This is a genomic window from Paenibacillus sp. NRS-1781 (genome assembly GCF_050467745.1).
Taxonomy (GTDB): Bacteria; Bacillota; Bacilli; order Paenibacillales; family Paenibacillaceae; genus Paenibacillus; species Paenibacillus terrae_A.
In genome coordinates, this window is the sequence record NZ_JBITPI010000054.1 from 1 (window position 1) to 18128 (window position 18128).

Below are 18128 nucleotides of genomic sequence, written 5' to 3' on the forward strand. Positions count from 1 at the left end.
CACGGGTACCGCGGGGGCTACAGGGACCACAGGGGCCACTGGCATCTCAGGCGCGACGGGGCCCACAGGGGCCTCTGGGGGTTTAGCCAGCGCACTAAGCCGTACCAATACGGGACCTAATACCATCCTGCTGGGAGGCGCTATCACCTTTGCTACAGCGGGTGCTTCTACGGGAACGTTTATTACCGTCGTCAACAACACTACTTTTGGCCTGACCCAGGCAGGTCTTTACAAAGTAAGTCTGGTGCTCAGCACAGCGACCCTGACCCTGCTGTCTACCATCACTCCCTCATTCACCGGAACAGCTACTCCCAGCCCGGGAAGCTACTCTTTCCCGGCAGTTCTAGCAGGTGGCGAAATCGTCGCATCTCTGCTGTTTCGGGTTACGGTACCCGGAAATTTACAATTTCTCGTATCCGGGTTGACCTTATCACTGGCAGGAGGGACCAGCTCAATGATCGTCATCGAATATATTTCCGCCTAGCTCTCTTTTTCAAGCCTGGGTGGTCAACAACTGATCCGATAACGAACGACGTATTCCCGCAGCCTCCAAGGTGGCCTGTGCTTCCACAGGCCGCCCCATTTTTGCCAAACAGATGGACATGTAGTACAATGCATAGCTGCTGCCGACTCCTTGCAAAGTCACATATTTCCATGAATTATCACCCATGCGAGTACATTTTTCGAACTCATAATAAGCCTCCAGCAACAATCCCTGATCCAACAGATACAACGCTTTATAAAAATACAAATCTACATAGTCTGGGTACAGTTGCAGCACCTTGTCAATTCCCGGCCATATGCCCTTCAGGCTGCCGTGACGAATTAAGGTATCGTACTTTAGCTTGTAGACAAGCGCGGGTGGCAGCTTTCCCTGTTCCAGAAAACCTGTAATCGCCAAATTGATCAGTTCATAAGCCCGCTCCCATTGCTGCAAACGGCTGTATTCACTCGCCAAATGGTAATCACACCAAGGGTCATATCCAGCCTGTGCCTTTTCCCGCTCCAGCAGCCGAATATTCCGCTTTGACTTTTCCTTCACCTCTACGACCTTCTCTGCATATCCATAATGGTGTACCGTCACGGGAAGCAGTGGAGCTTCTGGGGTGTCCTGTTTTCCCGACGGAGGTTGCAGCCTTTCATGAATATCACGTACAAACCGATACCCGATGTCATTTCGGAACAAACGAATTTGCGGACAACTGTATACGAAACCGTCCATCTCGTTCATCACCTTCAAAGCAGCCGTGTCTGCACGGATCGCCTTTACAAACTCTCGCAGCTGTCCACTCTCATCGTGATCCAGTTCCTCATCCGCATCCAGCCATAAAATCCACTCTCCGGTGGCACGTGCTATTCCCGCATTGCGTGCATTTGCAAAGCTGTCATCCCATTCGCGCGAATCAACGGAACACCCCATGGAACGACAAATGTCCATGGTTCCATCCGTGGACCCCGTATCCGTAATGATGATCTCATCCACAACAGCTCTGGCACTTTGCAAGCAAGCTTCCATCCGTTCCGCCTCATTTTTTACAATCATGCACAGTGAAATGAACGGCCGGCTCATGCCTTCCCCCCTTGCATCAGACTTTGATTTTCTAATCTATTAGAGCGCTGCTCAATTTATGATTATCACGCATACCCTCATACTCGTTCAACCGAAATTCCCACATAATGAGCAAGCCATCCTAATAAAATGGAGATTATACCAAGTTTTTTGGGAGGGACAAAGAGCATGGTAACCATCAGCTTATGTATAATTGTCAAAAATGAAGAAGAAGCGCTTCACACCTGCCTCAAATCAGTCCATGATCTGGTGGATGAAATCATTATCGTCGATACTGGCTCTACCGACCGCACCCAAGAGGTAGCCGCATCGTTCAATGCCCGGATATACGATTTTGAATGGTGCGATGATTTTTCCGCAGCCCGTAACTATGCATTTGATCAGGCAACACAGGACTATCAATTCTGGCTGGATGCCGACGACATCCTGGAAGAGCACGACCGACTGGCATTTCTCGACTGGAAAAAGCAAGCCACCCTCTCGTATGACAGCATTACGATGGATTACGTGCTGTCCGTAGATGAACAGGGGCAGCCGCTGCATAAACTCAAAAGAAACCGGATTGTGCGCCGAGATCGTCATTTCAGATGGATCGGCTTTGTGCACGAATTCCTGCATGTGACTGGAAGCACCTTTCACAGCAATATGGCAGTGACTCATAAAAAGACACGTGCTTACACCGACCGAAATTTGCACATATACCTCAAGCACCGGGAGCAGGGCACCGTATTTTCTGAACGAGATCACTACTATTTTGGCAATGAACTGTATGACAACGGACGGACGGTAGAAGCCATACAGCAGTACGAACACTATTTAAGTCTGAACCAGGGATGGATGGAGGACCGGATTGCTGCTTGCTTTAAGCTTGCGGATTGTTACGGCCGCCAAGGTCAAAAACAGGAGCAACGCATGGCTCTGCTTCGCACACTTAATCTTGATGCACCACGCGCCCAGTTCTGCTGTGCCTTTGGCAATTTGTTGATTGAAGCGGAACAATATGCTCAAGCCATTTACTGGTTCCGTCAGGCTACACTGATCGATCAACCACAAGATGCGATGGCCTTAACCAATTCGTCCTATTACACCTGGCTTCCGCACTTGCAATTATGTCTGTGTTATGACCGGATTGGTGACATTGATAAATCAAAGCTGCATCACCGTATGTCCCAGCTGCACCATCCTACTCATCCCAGCGTTTTATATAACGAGCAGTATTTCTCACAGCTACAACAGGGATGAGGAAGACGGGGACCGGGTACGGCATTCCATGCAGCTGACCATAGCCATGATGCAAATTCGGAGTGAAGGGAGAGATTGAACTTGTCTATGCCCGGTATTCCCGACATCAATCCCCTCATCTCTCTAACGAGAAAAGAAGTCATTCATATGATACTCGCATCTATTGCTATGGAGGAAATGGGTCTGTCCAGCATACTTCATGCAGAAGGTGAAAAAATACAACGGTTCGTAAACGACGAGGACGTTTGCCTGCAAGATATCCTGCAGTTGAATCGAAGTGTAGAACGAGTATTACGAGGGGTGGTGAATAACCAGATTCTACTCCAGCACAAGCTGGAGGACGTATTACTACTTGATGGAGAAAGCAGGTCTAACTGCTACTCTAATCCTGATCACAACGGTCGGTCTTGCCCGAAAAAGGGTGGTGATCACAATCCATGCCGCAAAAAAGACGATTGGGAATGCTACAGAGACTCTGATGAATGCGATGAAGAATAAAGGGTTTAGCAGCCATCCGCCAGATGAGCCTTACGCCCTCCAGCTTTTCCGAGCCGCAGCCCATCTCAACACAGGATTAGCCACATTAGCCAATTCCCAAAGCCGAATGGTCTCCTTTTTGTCGGACAAAACAAACGAAAACATCTCCTCTCCCGTGTGGTTGCAATTGAATCATTCTACCCTCCAGCAATTGGAGATATCGCTCCTGATCCAAATGGAAGTCGGAAATCATTGGAACACCCTTATATCCAGTTTGCATGATGACATCCGAATCCGACGGGAATACAGAAGTGTTCTGTCTGAAATTTCTATTTCCATAGATGCCCTGGAGACGGCTGCATCCCTCTTTTTCGAGCAGATCATTCGCTTGCAATTTCTCCTGTCCGTCGACCCTTCCACCCGTCTGTACAAAGATGAACATCAGGAGTCCCTAAGACTGTACCATCAGATTGAACGCTCCCTTCACCTTTTGGAGCATGGGCAGCACCTGATGCATTGGCTCAAAATGCAGATCAAATCCTCTCCTTCTTTGGAAAGCTCACAGTTTCCTTCGGAGGTTCAACAAGCAAGGAAAGCCAGCAGTCTGGGCTGGCTGCAATTATTAAAGTTCCAGTGGGATTCAGGCCATGCGGCCTCCACGTTACCACCGGGTCAAAAGAATCATTTACCCCAAGCGATTGAGCAATTGAAATCCGTTTACAACATGTACTCAGGCGATCCCACTGGCTTCAACACCAATGTACAGCAACAAATGTCTGGCACTCCAAAAAGACAGCGTACCTTCGGAAAAGTATGGCTGTCCCCTCTGCTTCCGCATTCCAAACATTTCCCGTGAATCACCACGTATGAGAAAAACCAAATTTATATTATAAGGAGGATTCACATGTCTTTTCCTAATATCCCCAATGTAACACCCACAATTAACCTAACACGGGATGACGCGATTAATCTGTTACTATCATCCATTGCCTTTGAGGAATTGGGACTTAGTCACATCATCAATGCCGAGGGTGAAAAAATTCAATATGTGCTCGGCACGATACCTGGGCTGACTGGTGGACCGGCTACCATTGCAGACGTTCTTGCCGTGGACCAAAGTGTCAAAAGCGTACTGGACACCACAGTGAAGAAAGAGCTGCTGCTGCAAGCAAAGCTCGAAAATGTGCTGGCCGCTCCCACATTGGCCGGACCCACCGGATCGACCGGTCCGACTGGGCCTGCGGGCGGTCCAATCGGACCGACAGGGGACACAGGCGCGACAGGAGCCGCAGGTGCTACCGGCGCAACAGGAACAGCAGGGATTGCGGGGGCCGCTGGAGCTACTGGGGCTACCGGAGCTACAGGAGTTGCGGGCTTAGCCGGAGCCACCGGATCAACGGGTTTGATCGGAGCCACAGGACCTGCGGGTTCAGCGGGTGCGGTCGGACCAGTAGGTCCTGCCGGAGGTACGGGAGCCACCGGGGTGACAGGGGCCACAGGGGCCGGAGTAACAGGGGCTACTGGTGTTTCTGGTACTACGGGCGTAACCGGAGCCACAGGTATCAACATCACCTCCACGAATGCTTTTGTAGCGAATACAACGGGCGGACTGATCGCTGTTTTGCTCGGCGGAACGAATGTGACTTTTCCAGGTCCACCTCAGACGCTAAGCGGAGGCATTACCATTAACGGAACGAATGATGTAGTGACCCTGACGAACGCCGGAACCTACTACATCGCTTATGAGTTGAACACAACAGTCGGTCTTCTTCTGAGCAGCCGTTTGCTTATTAATGGCGTGCAAGCTCCAGGCTCCGTCCTTTCGCCTGTGATCTCCCTTTCTTCTTACAACAATGACGTTATCGTTAACGTAGCCGCCGCAACGACCGTCAGCGTACAATTTTTCGGGGCCATAGGTGCCGCTACACTGATCGGAGGAGGCGCGACAGGGGCATCATTGACCATCATTCGACTTAATTAAGATGCGCCATCTTCTGCCAGTACATCATCTCTCGATGAGTTACTTATAACCATGCTTGCTCATCTGTATAAACGCTGCGAAAGGCGCTTCCAACTGGAGCGCCTTTCATTTTACCGATTCATTTTCTTAAAATCTGAAGCCATAAATGCTGAAGCACTATAATTACAGTAATACACACCATGAAACTGTTCTAACGGAAAATGTACTTAGGGTATCCATTTCCCATTTCCTCAAAATACTTTCTTCCGGTCTCGTTCCCCCTTCAAAATTTCCACAGACTCGTGGAAACGGAGTGAGTGGATTATTTCGCGTTCACGCAGAAACTTCAGACTATCCTGCAAATCCACATCATCTGTCAAATCAATCAGCCACTGATATGTAGCTCTCGCCTTTTCCTCCGCCGCAATATCCTCATACAAATCCGCGATTGGATCGCCCTTGGCTTGAAAATAGGTCGCTGAAAAAGGAACTCCGCCTGCGCTCTGGTAATACAGCGCATGATCATGTGCCGCATAATATTCCCCTAGCCCCGCTGCCTTCATTTGTTCTACACTCGCATCCTTGGTCAGCTTGTAAATCATTGTGGCAATCATTTCGAGATGTGCAAATTCTTCTGTACCTATATCATTAAGTACGCCGATCACCTTATCCGGAATCGTATACCGCTGATTCAGATACCGCAAAGCCGCCGCCAGCTCGCCATCCGCTCCGCCATACTGCTCCATGAGCAATTTGGCCATATGAGGATCACATTTGCTGACACGTACGGGATATTGCAGCTTTTTCTCATATACCCACATTCGTGTTCCTCCTTTATAAAAGGTTGTACCTACCTATACCTGCCACGGCCAAGGGGATTGGCTCCATTCCCAAGGATACTTGGAATAGGCACGGCCAAAATTTTGCAGAGGTCCGTACAGGATCTGGTACTCATTGGCAATCCCCGTCCTTTCCTGCGTCAGCTTATTGAACTGTTCGATAGCCTGTAAATCATCCGGGTGCGTATTGAGATACAAATTCAGTTCCACCAATACAAAATCCACCGTTTGCAGCTTCTCCAGCAGCGCATAAAACTGTGCATCACCCGGCTTGGTCTGGGGCGCATAGCCTTGGTATGAGTTTCTGTCGTTCTGATTGTAGTCCTCAGTAGAGTCTTGCTGTTGATACGAGTTGGCATAGGGGCTTTGATACGGATTCTGCTGCTGGTTCTCTACCTGGTTTCGATGCTGAGGCTGGTTTGGGGCCTGACCTTGATTTGGATCATCCATTTTACTCGCCTCCCCCCTGGTTTCTCCTAGACTCATAAGGGCTGTATAACAAGGGCCATAGCGTTCCCTTCCTCAGTGCCTCCTCCGGACTGAATTGAGGCAGACCTGGGGGCTGAAATTGTACAAACAGGTTCGGTGGAAGCACATAGGTTTTGCACAATACGGGCGGGCACGGATCGAACGGACCGACAAACGGGGCAAACTCACCTTGCTGTGGAAATTTCACGGGCCGGGACCTCCTTTAGTTGATCCATCTGCTTTACTATTCATCATATGCTGCATGGCCCAAGTCTCGAACACAAAATTACAGATAAAAAAAGAACCTTCAAAACCACGATAACGTGGAAATAAAGGCTCTTGCTTTTACACTCTATAATAGCTTTCATACCGGAACCGACCCTAACCATAGCTATGGATCAGGACTCATCGGCAGAAAGTTCATCTTCGATCACAGGGTCGGGCTTGCGGTGAATCCTCACTCTCGTAATACGAAGCCTTGTCGCTTCCTCCACCTCAAAGGTCAGGTTATAAAACACAATTTTTTTTCCCTTCACCGGGCTGCCCTCCAGTTCTTTAAACAGCCAGCCCCCGATGGAATCCACTTCGTCGTCTTCAATGTTCACCCCGGTCAGATCGTTAACATCCTCAATGAGCATACGACCATCCACCGAAATGAGATTATCCTTAATCTCCACGCTTGGACGTTCATCCTCAAATTCATCGTAAAGATCCCCGACGATTTCCTCCAATATTTCCTCCGCTGTCAGCAGCCCGGCTGTTCCACCGTACTCATCGACCACGAGAGTCATCTGGGAATGCTTTTTCTGCATAAGACGCAGTACGTGACTCACTTCCATAGATTCTGGCACATTCAAAATAGGACGCACCACCGAGGCCAGATCCAATTGCTCGCCCTGCTCTGCCAACAGAAAATCTGTAATATGAACAAAGCCGATAATCTGGTCCTTATCCTCAACCGCTACCGGGTAGCGAGAATGCTTGGTATCACTGATGATTTTCAGATTTTCCTTAAACGATACATTCGTATACAAGCAGTCCATATCCGTACGCGGAAGCATAATTTCACGGGCCAGCAAATCGGAAAAATCAAAAATATTGTCCATCAGCTTGATTTCGTCCTTATCAATAACACCGCTTTTGGCGCTCTGATTCATCAAGATACGGATCTCTTCCTCCGAATGCGCCGCTTCCGCTTCACTCGCAGGCTGGATGCCGAACGCCCGCAATAACAAATTCGCCGCGGCGTTCAGCACCCAGATGACAGGCAAAAAGGCCCTGTAAAAAAGCAGCAAAGGAGCGGATAAAAACAAGGCCACACCTTCGGTTTTCTGGATCGCCAAAGACTTTGGAGCCAGTTCACCCAATACAATATGCAAAAAGGTAATCACGCAAAATCCGACGACAACGGAAACCGTTGTAATCAGTGTACCGTCAGTAACACCGAGTTTGTGCATGAGTGGCTCGATCAGGTAGCCGGATATTGCTGGTTCACCAATCCAGCCCAAGCCCAATGAAGCCAGCGTAATGCCCAATTGGGTCGCGGACAGGTAAGCATCCAGTTTCTGGTTCACCTTTAGCGCATAGCCTGCCATGCGATGCCCCTCACTTTGGAGCTGCGTCAATCGGGATTGGCGCATTTTGACCAGCGAAAATTCCGCTGCCACAAATACACCGTTCAGAAAGACGAGCAGCAGTACCAAAAGAAGATTCACCGTTAGCAATCCCCAATGAAACTCGGTATGACCTTCCAATACGAACTCCCCATTTCTATAGTTTGCATTTTGCATCATTTGACTTGCAACGCTCCATGGTATAATTGAAAGTCGCTAATTGGATGTATGCCAAATGCTCATAGTTGTAATGCTTTTCTGGATTTAAAATCGACTCCCTTGTAATACATATCCGCTACGAGCAGATTCGGTCCGCAGCAGGCAGCGGCATCACAATGACAGTTCACGGTCTGATTCAACGGATGTTCATTCAACCATTCACCGAAAATATCTTCCAGACCGCGCTCCTGAATATTTCCAAAAGCCGGAATGTCTGCGAAATCCGTCACATACACGCTGCCCGTGAACATATTCACATTTACGCGGTTTCTTCCGTCTGGATCATTACGCACCGTAATATTCGGTTCCTGGCGCAATCGGCGAAGCAGCTTGCGGTCTTCCTCTCGATCTGAACAAGCAAAGAACGGCAGCGTGCCAAATAGCATCCACATATCCTGATTGCGCACATCCAGCAGCTTATGAATGGAGTTGCGCATATCGTCGAGAGAAAGGACAGGCAAGGCAGAGGCAAAATTCGATGCATACATCGGATGAACCTCATGCCGTCGGCATCCCATTTCGTTAATTAACTGATGAATACCGTTCAGCTTCGTGTGTGTGCGGTAATTAATCATGGATTCGGCAGAAATGAACATCCCCATTTCGCTCAACCTGCGGGCGTTTTCCACCATTTTCTCATAAAGGCGAACAGCCCCCACGCGTGGGGTCGGACGTCCGGTATTTGCAAAGCCCACTTCGTAAAAATCGTCGGCATTCAAATAATTAAACGATATATGCATGACATCCAGATAAGGAAGCATCTTCTCATATCTGCGGATATCCAATGTCAGGTTGGAGTTGATTTGCGAGCGAATGCCACGCTTTTTGGCATATTTCAGCAGCGGAACGATTACTTCGTCCACCGTTTTATCGAGCAAAGCGGGTTCTCCGCCTGTCATACTGATCGTCTCCAGATGCTCGACTTCATCCAGTCGTTTCAGCATCAGATCTAATGGAAGAAAGGGAGCCTCCTTCATAACAAGCATGTCGCCCACAGCGCAGTGCTCACAGCGCATATTGCACAGATGCGTCACGGTCATTTCCACACTTGTCAGCAAATGACGGCCATGTGTGCGCAGCGAGACAATCGGGTCCCACGGATCATACGCTGGTGATATTTGTGGAAGGGTGTTGTTTTGTAGAACTGTCATTATTTTTCACCTTATTTCTGTTATTAACCTCAAAAGACGTATGAATATCATATCATGATGTGTAAAGTAGCTGCATCTTTTCTGCCACTTCATGTGCTAATCCACGTGCATTGCTCCAAAAGGGGAAGCTGTAGCACCCCGTGTGTTGGTAATCATCACCGAAAGAGATACGGACAGATCCACATCGTAAGGCGCTTTCAGTTCCTGTCCGTCCCGATCCCTCACAATGCGAATAACGGGCCTTTGTGGGATTTTGGAGTGTATACGCACCACAACCCCTTCTTCCCCCGTATTGAGCATCACGGAGAGCCCCAGCGGGTATATAGCTACACAATCGCGGAATGCCTCCAGCATCCGTTGCTCATACAACGTGCCCGCACCGGCATACAGCACCTCCATTGCTTCATAGGGCAACAATGGCTGCTTGTATATTCGACTTGCTGTCATCGCATCGTATGAGTCTGCCAGCCCGATCCATTTGGCATATTCGTGGATTTGGTCCTTCCTCCAGCCGTTCGGATATCCGCTGCCGTCGATACGTTCATGATGCTGTAATGCACAGTGAGCCGACAGCAGGGGAATTCCCGGTTCGTCTTTAAGCAGCTTATAGCCGATCACCGTGTGCGTTTTCATGTGCTCGTATTCCTCGTCCGTCAATTTGCCCGGCTTATAGAGCACTTGAGGTGAAATTTTCATTTTACCAATATCGTGCAATAGTGAACCTATGCCCAGTTCCATAAGCTGGTTGTTATTGTATCCGTTGGATATTCCTAGTACAAGTGAATATAGACATACGTTCAATGAATGATGATACAGATCCTGATCTGCCGCCCCGATATCCATCAGCATAATGACGGCATCCTGACGGCCTCCGATATCGTCCAGAATGGACTCCATCACCTTATAAAATGACTTGCCAAAGTATTGGTGCTTATGATCTACGGAGTAGGATGACTGACCCTGAAACTGCTTCTTGATCTCCTGTAGCGCCATCTTCCTCGTCTGATCATGGATCATTTCGGGAATTACGATATCTTCTGTCACCGCATCCTCAATGTATACATATCCAATTCCGACTTGGCCTAGACGTTCAATCAATCGCGAAGTCAGCTCAACACCCTCCGAGAGCAGCACCATTCCATTTTCATTGTATATTTTTTTGCCCAGCTTCATGCCGGCTCTTAATAATGTAACAGGTACCAGTCGCAACTTAATCCTCTCCCGATTGTTGTGATACCTGAAGCCACCTAGCTGCAAAACACTCTTCCATCGCGCCCGGACGCTTCAACTCCATTTCAATCAAATCCCGCAAAAATTCTGGAAGCATAAATCGGAGTTCCGCTCCGTTCGCAAGCACTTCATAACCTGCTCTGAAAGTGAACATATCCAACGTGCCTACCGTATATTGCTCATCTTCTTCCAATGAACGACCCGCTACACGTATATCCGTCACTTTATCATAAGGAGCGCGAGTCATGTCATATTGAATCTCCAGACCTTCCACACACATCGTACCAAGCACTTTACCTCTAAAGCCAAATCCCGTTATTTTCTTGTCCGCAAATTCCGGTAGCAAGGACTGCTCCAGCGCCAGCCGGATGTCTCTTCCCCACAGCTTCATGATACAGGCATTAATTGGCGAAGGGCATAAGGAATGTAGCATTCCTTTGCTGATATCACCTTGAGGTAAAGGACCCAGCAGTTGGCCCGCATTCACAAGAGAAATCGCGGTTCCCGTAAAATGTGACACCGATTGTGCCAGTAAATTTCCGAGAGGAGACTCCCGATCATATGCAATCTCCAGCTTCCGATTCGCCACTGCCACCGTACTCTCCATGGCACGCTCTGCCTGTCTTCGATGCGATACAATGGAGGATGCCACCTTTTCGTCCAGCAGTGTGTGGTCTACAGGAACTACGCGGCCTGACGTAACCCGAAACGGTTCATGGCTACTGTTGCGGCTTAGTGCCACTTCACCCAGCAGCGTTCCATACTTGCCAGCCCCACATAGAGCTGTGCTCCCGATCCACAGCGGCTCCTCCAGCACATGATGGGTATGACCTCCAAGAATCACATCAATCTCTGAAAACCGCGATGCCAGTTTCTTATCCGAAGGTAAACCCAAATGCGACATCACAACCAGAACATCGACCTGCTTTCTCAGGGACTGAATTTGTTCTCCCAATACCTCAAACGGATCGAGTGCATCCCATCCCAGCAATTGATAGAACTCGCCAAAAGGAGCCGTCACGCCGAGCAAACCGACCTTGATCCCTGCTTTGTCCAAAATCAGAGATTCCTTCAGCCACGAAGGTCTTGCCCCCGTGGCACTCTCCATCATATTGCCGCATACGACCGGACAGTGAATTCCAGCATAGGCTTGTTCAAGAATATCCGGGGTAAACGTCAGTCCTTCGTTGTTACCGATCGTAATCGCATCATATCCTGTTAGATTGATCACATCCACATTTGCCCTACCCAGCGTTCCTTCCGTTTCGGGGGCCATCCGGTCCATGTGGTCTCCCATATCCAGCGCAAGCAGCGCATCTCCTGATGTGGCTCTTCGTTCATTAATCATCGCGGCTATCGAAGGCATACTGCCAAAATGACTATGTATATCATTGGTATGCAAAATGGTTAACGTTTGCTGGGTCGTCATCTCCATAACCGCCCTCCTCTATAGTTTATATATCGACTCTGTTGCTTCTAATGTTTAAGCATACCATGTTATTTCCCATTATGGTACATGTCGGTGGGGGCGCTACAACTGACAATTTAGCTACTGTGTTGACTCAAGAAACAGTCACGGGGAGAAGCAAAGTCACAATGCCCTCGTATGCCTCTGAGAAGAGACGGGTTCCTGGGACCTATTTTACAGCTAGGAATAATAGTGAATTAGTCGTTGTCATCCCATATTATTCTTGATATATTAGGTTTGCTTCGTATTTTCGACAAATTTACGACAATAAGGAGGTTAAGCGCATGAGAGTTCACGTTACCGATGCCAAGCCAGGAGATCTTCTCAGATCCGATACATACAATGAACACGGTGTACCCGTCATGATTCGGGGTACCCAGCTTCAGCACGACGATATCTCCAAGCTCATCATGCATGGTGTCGATTATATCGACATTGATGCCGGTTCAGCGAGCATTCCGGTTGACTTTGCCCCCGATGTTCCCGCTTCTCCCGAATCCCTTAAACGTGCCGTTCCCCTCATGGAGCAGACTATTCATGGCTTTGAAAGCATGTTTCTCAAAGCTGCCTCAACCGGCAAATTGGATGAATCTCGAGTCGATGAGTTGCTCAGCCCCCTCGTTTCAGAGCTGACTCATCAAAAAGATGTCGTATCTCTGCTGCTGCTCATGGAACGGGGAGATCACTATACGTACAATCATTCTCTCCAAGTGGGTGTACTGTCATATTACATTGCCACATGGCTTGGATATACAGAAGAAGAAGCCTATACCGCTGGTAAAGCCGGATATTTACACGATATAGGCAAGTCCATGATACCGGATGAGATTTTGAATAAACCTGGTAAGCTGACGCCTGAAGAATTTAAGGAAATGAAAAAACATTCCCTCTACGGCTATGATATCATTCGCAACTCAACAAGTGATGAGATTTCGGCAATCGTCGCCCTGCAGCATCACGAAAGAGAAGATGGAAGCGGATACCCGAATGGACTGTTCAAGAAGGATATTCATCCTTTCGCCAGTATTACGGCAATTGCAGACGTATATAGCGCTATGATCTCCAACCGTGTGTACCAGACGAAGCAGGAGCTGCTCACCGTACTGCGCGAGCTGCACAGCATGAGCTTCGGACATCTGGACCCGGAAGCCACCCAAGTCTTCATCCAGCATATGCTTCCGAACTTTATAAACAAGCAGGTCCTTCTGACTTCGGGTCAGACAGGAACGATTATTTTGAACAATCCTGCCGATTATTTCAGACCTTTAGTGAAAATTAATGAAAATGAGTATATAGACTTGTCCAGAGAGCGACATGTATCCGTTGACGAAATTTATCTGGAATCCTGATCTGCGAACTCGTTCTGCTCATACACAGACTACGCGAATAAAAAAGAGACTGTCCTTGATCCGCAGGTTTCCCTACGAAGGACAGTCTCTTTTTTATGTTACGGACCAAACGCCTGATAGACACCATCGCATCATGGTTCAGCCCCAACATAACCCTCGTAAAGCGAGAATTATCCTATGGAACCTTCCATTTCAAACTTGATCAAACGGTTCATCTCGACCGCGTACTCCATCGGCAGTTCTTTGGTGAACGGCTCGATAAAGCCCATAACGATCATTTGTGTCGCTTCTGCTTCGGTCAGGCCACGACTCATCAGATAGAACAACTGATCCTCCGATACCTTGGAAACCGTTGCTTCGTGCTCCAGCGTAATATCGTCGTTCATGATTTCATTATAAGGAATTGTATCCGAGGTGGACTGATTATCCAAAATTAACGTATCACACTTGATATTCGATTTTGCCCCTTGGGCCTGACGACCGAATGAAGCCAGTCCGCGATACGTTACTTTACCGCCATGCTTACTGATGGACTTGGATACAATCGTCGATGTCGTATCTGGTGCCAAGTGGATCATTTTTGCCCCTGCATCCTGATGCTGGCCTTTGCCTGCAACTGCAATGGACAAGACCATACCTTTAGCTCCACGGCCTTTCAGTACAACCGCCGGATATTTCATCGTCAGCTTGGAACCGATGTTACCATCGACCCATTCCATCGTTGCATTTTCTTCTGCAACCGCACGTTTGGTCACCAGGTTGTAGATGTTTGGCGCCCAGTTTTGGATCGTTGTGTAACGAACACGCGCGTTTTTCTTACAAATGATTTCCACCACGGCGCTATGCAGCGAGTTCGTGCTATAAATCGGAGCTGTACAGCCTTCAACATAATGCACGAAGCTGTCTTCGTCGGCAATAATGAGCGTACGCTCGAATTGTCCCATATTTTCCGAGTTAATACGGAAGTAAGCCTGCAATGGAACTTCACATTTTACACCCTTCGGTACATAGATAAAGCTTCCGCCTGACCATACCGCACTGTTCAGTGCTGCAAACTTGTTGTCCGTTGGAGGCACAACTGTCGCAAAATACTCTCTCAGAATTTCAGGATGCTCACGCAGCGCCGTATCGGTGTCCATGAAAATAACGCCCTGATCTTCCAGTTCCTTTTGCATACTATGGTAAACAACCTCGGATTCATACTGTGCGGATACACCAGCCAAAAACTTTTGCTCCGCTTCAGGAATTCCCAGCTTATCAAAGGTTTCCTTAATTTCCGTAGGAACCTCTTCCCACGTTTTCCCTTGTTTCTCGGAAGGTCTTACATAATACTGGATATCGTTGAAATCCAGCTCATTCATGTCCCCGCCCCAGTTTGGCATAGGCATTTTTTCAAACTGCTTTAATGCTTTCAGACGGAATTCCAGCATCCATTCTGGCTCATCCTTAATTTTGGAGATTTCCTTTACGATTTCCGGAGTGAGACCCTTACCTGTTTGGAAAATGGATTTGTGCTCGTCACGAAAGCCATATTTATACTCTTCCATTTCCGGTGCTTTCTTGGCCATGTTTCTCAAACCTCCTCTATTCTAGTAAAATTATTATTCTTCATCTATACCTTTGCGCAGCGCGTTCCAAGCCAAAGTCGCACATTTGATACGAGCCGGGAACTTATTGACACCTGACAAAGCTTCCAGTTCTTCATAATCGTCAAATTCGGCGGCTTCACCCTTCATCAGAGAAGAGAAGCGATTCGCCATATCCAGCGCCTGATCAATCGTTTTTCCCTTAACCGCCTCTGTCATCATCGAAGCCGAGGACATACTGATTGAACAGCCTTCCCCTGTAAAACGGGCATCCTCGACGACGCCGTCCTTCGTCTTGAGCTGAAGAGAAATCCGGTCGCCACATGTAGGATTGTTCAAATCCACCGTGACCGCGTCATCCTCAAAACGTCCACGATTCCGCGGATTTTTATAATGATCCATAATTACACGTCGGTACAAGTCATCAAGTTGCATCGCCAAAATACTCCTTCGTTTGGATTAAGGCGCTGATCAAAACATCGACTTCCTCTTCCGTGTTATAGAGGTAAAAGCTGGCTCGCGCCGTTGCACTGGCTTTCAACCAGCGCATCAATGGCTGGCAGCAATGGTGGCCTGCACGTACAGCTACCCCTTTACTATCCAGCACGGTCGCTACATCATGCGGATGTACATCATCCAGATTGAATGTTACGAGTCCCACATGACGTTCAGCAGGACCGTAAATCGTCAAGCCATCCACTTCACGGAGACGTTTGAGAGCATAGTTGGCCAGACGGCTTTCATGCTGTGCAATTGCGTCCAATCCGATGCTTTCCAGAAAATCAATGGCAGCTCCCAAGCCGACAGCTCCGGCAATGATCGGGGTTCCGCCTTCGAATTTCCAAGGCAGCTCCTTCCATGTGGATTCGTACAATCCCACATCGTCGATCATTTCCCCGCCGAACTCAATCGGCTCCATGTTTTCCAGCAGCGCCTTTTTGCCGTACAATGCCCCAATCCCTGTAGGACCACACATTTTGTGACCCGAAAAGGCATAGAAATCAGCATCTATATCTTGTACGTCTACTTTCATATGTGGCGTGCTTTGCGCACCATCTACGACGATGATCGCACCTTTGCGATGGGCAATAGCGGCAATCTCTTTGACCGGGTTCACAACACCAAGCACATTGGAGACATGCGTGATCGCTACAATTTTTGTGTTTTCAGTGATGGTATTCTCCACGTCAGCAAGATCAACGCTACCATCCTCTTGAAGCGGGATATATTTTAAAGTTGCGCCCGTGGCTTTGGCTACCTGCTGCCACGGAATCAGATTGCTGTGATGCTCCATCGGTGTGATGACAATCTCATCACCTTCCTGACAGTTGGCTCTGCCATAGGAAGAAGCAACCAGATTCAGCGCCGTTGTCGTTCCTCTTGTGAAAATAATTTCCTGGCTGCGCTTCGCATTCAGAAAGCGGGCTACCTTCTCCCGCGCACCTTCATAAGCATCCGTAGCACGACTACCCAAGGTATGCACTCCACGATGAACGTTCGAATTATCATATTCGTAGTAATGCTTGATCGCCTCGATGACCGCCAGCGGTTTTTGCGAAGTGGCCGCATTATCCAAATAAACCAGCGGATGACCGTTAATCTCCTGATGTAAAATCGGGAATTGTTCACGGATCAATGCAGTATTCATTGGCCTAACTTCCTTTCAACAAGGCTTTGCAGCTGCTGTTGAAGTCCTTCGAGCGGAATTTCAGAAACGACAGGTGCCAGGAAGCCATAAATAATCAAGCGTTCAGCTTCTGCACGGCTAATCCCGCGGGACATCAAGTAATACACTTGTTCACGATTCACCTGACCGACCGAAGCTGCGTGACCTGCGGTCACATCATCCTCATCAATCAGCAGGATTGGGTTAGCGTCACCACGCGCTTTCGGACTAAGCATGAGAACACGTTCTGTTTGCTGGCCGTCTGCTTTGGTAGCACCTTTTTCAATTTTCGTAATACCGTTAATAATGGAAGATGCATTTTCACGCATAACTGCGCGTGTAATCATCTGACTGGCTGAATTTTTGCCAAAATGCTGTGCTTGTGTCGTATAGTTCAGCTTTTGCGAGCCAGAGCCTACAGCAATAATCTTGGCATCCGAGTTGGAGCCATTGCCTTTCAGCACGGACATCGTGTTGCTCGCTGTATTGCCATAGTTCATTTCTCCGACAATCCATTCAATAGCTGCGTCATTACCCAACGTAGCACGGCGGATCGAAATATCCGTAACTTGCTCTCCAAGCTGATGCACCGATGCATAACGCACCTTGGCTCCTGCATTCGCTACCACCTCTACTGCGCCATTATGAATGACAGGTGCTGCCAAATCCGCAGATACATAGTTGTCTACGTACGTTACGGAGCTATGGCTTTCAGCAATGAGCAGTACGTGAGGGGCAAAGGTTGCTGTCGCATCATCTGTCAGGAAAACAGCCTGAAGCGGAACATTTAACTCCACATTCTTCGGCACGTAAGCAAATACTCCACCGTTCCAAAGTGCTGCATGCAGCGCGGACAATGAATTTTCATCCGTCTTAATAACCGTATTCAGATGAGCTTTAACTAGATCACCATGCTCCTTAACCGCCGTTTGCAGATCCGTGAAAATAACGCCTTGCGCTGCCAATTCCTCGCTCAGCTTCACATATACCGCGCCGGAGTTGCGCTGGATAATCAGGCCACCCTCCTGCTGCTCTTTGACCAGATCGGCAATCGCTGCGGGAACCTGCCCCACCGATGCAATCGCCTCGCTGTTTTTATGTTGACCGTAATCGTTGAGATTCCAACGTTCGATTTTGGTTTTTTCAAATACCGGAAGCTCCAGTTTGCCTGCAAGCTCAAGTGCTTTTTGTCTGTCTGCGGTCAGCCATGACGGCTCGCCGTTACGTTCGGACAGAACGCGCAGTTGCTCGGAATCTACCGGAAGGATTGTTTGTGTACTCATTAGTTTT

Annotated in this window: 16 protein-coding genes and 1 pseudogene; 5 read left to right on the plus strand and 12 right to left on the minus strand. The window is 48.4% G+C overall.

What is annotated here, in order from left to right:
• Window positions 1-484: pseudogene (locus tag ACIFO6_RS19850) on the plus strand (hypothetical protein); the annotation flags it as partial.
• 9 nt (window positions 485-493) lie between these two features.
• Here the strand turns inward: ACIFO6_RS19850 and ACIFO6_RS19855 are convergent.
• Window positions 494-1570: a glycosyltransferase family 2 protein gene (locus ACIFO6_RS19855; protein WP_430043163.1), complete on the minus strand. Its 1077-nt coding sequence runs from the start codon at window positions 1568-1570 to the stop codon at window positions 494-496.
• 168 nt (window positions 1571-1738) lie between these two features.
• Between ACIFO6_RS19855 and ACIFO6_RS19860 the strand changes: the two genes are divergently transcribed.
• From ACIFO6_RS19860 to ACIFO6_RS19870, 3 genes are all read left to right on the plus strand, one after another.
• Window positions 1739-2812 carry a glycosyltransferase gene (locus ACIFO6_RS19860; RefSeq protein ID WP_430043164.1) on the plus strand — a complete coding sequence of 358 codons (1074 nt, stop codon included), beginning with the start codon at window positions 1739-1741 and terminating at the stop codon, window positions 2810-2812.
• Between the two features lie 352 nt (window positions 2813-3164).
• Window positions 3165-4145 (plus strand): hypothetical protein, encoded by a 981-nt coding sequence (locus ACIFO6_RS19865; RefSeq protein ID WP_430043166.1) that lies wholly within the window; start codon window positions 3165-3167, stop codon window positions 4143-4145.
• Window positions 4146-4193: 48 nt separating this feature from the next.
• Window positions 4194-5270, plus strand: coding sequence for a BclA C-terminal domain-containing protein (locus tag ACIFO6_RS19870; protein WP_430043168.1), 1077 nt, complete (start codon window positions 4194-4196; stop codon window positions 5268-5270).
• Between the two features lie 230 nt (window positions 5271-5500).
• Here ACIFO6_RS19870 and ACIFO6_RS19875 read toward each other — a convergent pair whose 3' ends face one another.
• The 7 genes from ACIFO6_RS19875 to ACIFO6_RS19905 all read right to left on the minus strand — a co-directional run bounded on the left by ACIFO6_RS19875 (window position 5501) and on the right by ACIFO6_RS19905 (window position 12204).
• On the minus strand, window positions 5501-6070 hold the full coding sequence (locus tag ACIFO6_RS19875) for a manganese catalase family protein (RefSeq protein WP_137062409.1): 570 nt from the start codon (window positions 6068-6070) through the stop codon (window positions 5501-5503).
• Window positions 6071-6103: 33 nt separating this feature from the next.
• On the minus strand, window positions 6104-6538 hold the full coding sequence (locus tag ACIFO6_RS19880) for a spore coat protein CotJB (protein WP_430043170.1): 435 nt from the start codon (window positions 6536-6538) through the stop codon (window positions 6104-6106).
• 1 nt (window position 6539) lies between these two features.
• Window positions 6540-6764 (minus strand): spore coat associated protein CotJA, encoded by a 225-nt coding sequence (locus ACIFO6_RS19885; RefSeq protein ID WP_430043172.1) that lies wholly within the window; start codon window positions 6762-6764, stop codon window positions 6540-6542.
• Window positions 6765-6954: 190 nt separating this feature from the next.
• On the minus strand, window positions 6955-8310 hold the full coding sequence (locus ACIFO6_RS19890; RefSeq protein ID WP_430043221.1) for a hemolysin family protein: 1356 nt from the start codon (window positions 8308-8310) through the stop codon (window positions 6955-6957).
• 98 nt (window positions 8311-8408) lie between these two features.
• Window positions 8409-9539: a radical SAM/CxCxxxxC motif protein YfkAB gene (gene yfkAB / locus ACIFO6_RS19895; RefSeq protein WP_430043174.1), complete on the minus strand. Its 1131-nt coding sequence runs from the start codon at window positions 9537-9539 to the stop codon at window positions 8409-8411.
• A 96-nt stretch (window positions 9540-9635) separates the two neighbouring features.
• The gene (locus ACIFO6_RS19900) at window positions 9636-10796 is read right to left on the minus strand and encodes an HD-GYP domain-containing protein (RefSeq protein ID WP_430043176.1); all 1161 of its coding nucleotides are present in this window, start codon (window positions 10794-10796) and stop codon (window positions 9636-9638) included.
• Window positions 10750-12204, minus strand: coding sequence for a bifunctional metallophosphatase/5'-nucleotidase (locus tag ACIFO6_RS19905; RefSeq protein WP_430043179.1), 1455 nt, complete (start codon window positions 12202-12204; stop codon window positions 10750-10752). Before ACIFO6_RS19905 ends, ACIFO6_RS19900 begins: the two co-directional genes overlap by 47 nt.
• A 317-nt stretch (window positions 12205-12521) precedes the next feature.
• Here ACIFO6_RS19905 and ACIFO6_RS19910 point away from each other — a divergent pair, with 317 nt between their 5' ends.
• Window positions 12522-13586, plus strand: coding sequence for an HD-GYP domain-containing protein (locus ACIFO6_RS19910; protein WP_430043181.1), 1065 nt, complete (start codon window positions 12522-12524; stop codon window positions 13584-13586).
• 170 nt (window positions 13587-13756) lie between these two features.
• On the opposite strand, the gene sufB is transcribed toward ACIFO6_RS19910, so the two are convergent.
• From sufB to sufD, 4 genes are read right to left on the minus strand one after another with little or no spacing between them, the layout of a single operon-like run.
• Window positions 13757-15154 (minus strand): Fe-S cluster assembly protein SufB, encoded by a 1398-nt coding sequence (gene sufB / locus ACIFO6_RS19915; protein WP_430043182.1) that lies wholly within the window; start codon window positions 15152-15154, stop codon window positions 13757-13759.
• A 33-nt stretch (window positions 15155-15187) separates the two neighbouring features.
• Complete coding sequence (gene sufU, locus ACIFO6_RS19920; RefSeq protein WP_342417271.1) at window positions 15188-15607, minus strand: Fe-S cluster assembly sulfur transfer protein SufU; 420 nt, start codon at window positions 15605-15607, stop codon at window positions 15188-15190.
• A complete protein-coding gene (locus ACIFO6_RS19925; RefSeq protein WP_137062400.1) occupies window positions 15597-16820 on the minus strand; it encodes a cysteine desulfurase in 1224 nt (407 codons plus the stop codon). Before ACIFO6_RS19925 ends, sufU begins: the two co-directional genes overlap by 11 nt.
• On the minus strand, window positions 16817-18121 hold the full coding sequence (sufD, locus tag ACIFO6_RS19930) for a Fe-S cluster assembly protein SufD (protein WP_137062399.1): 1305 nt from the start codon (window positions 18119-18121) through the stop codon (window positions 16817-16819). Before sufD ends, ACIFO6_RS19925 begins: the two co-directional genes overlap by 4 nt.
• Window positions 18122-18128 lie beyond the last annotated feature (7 nt).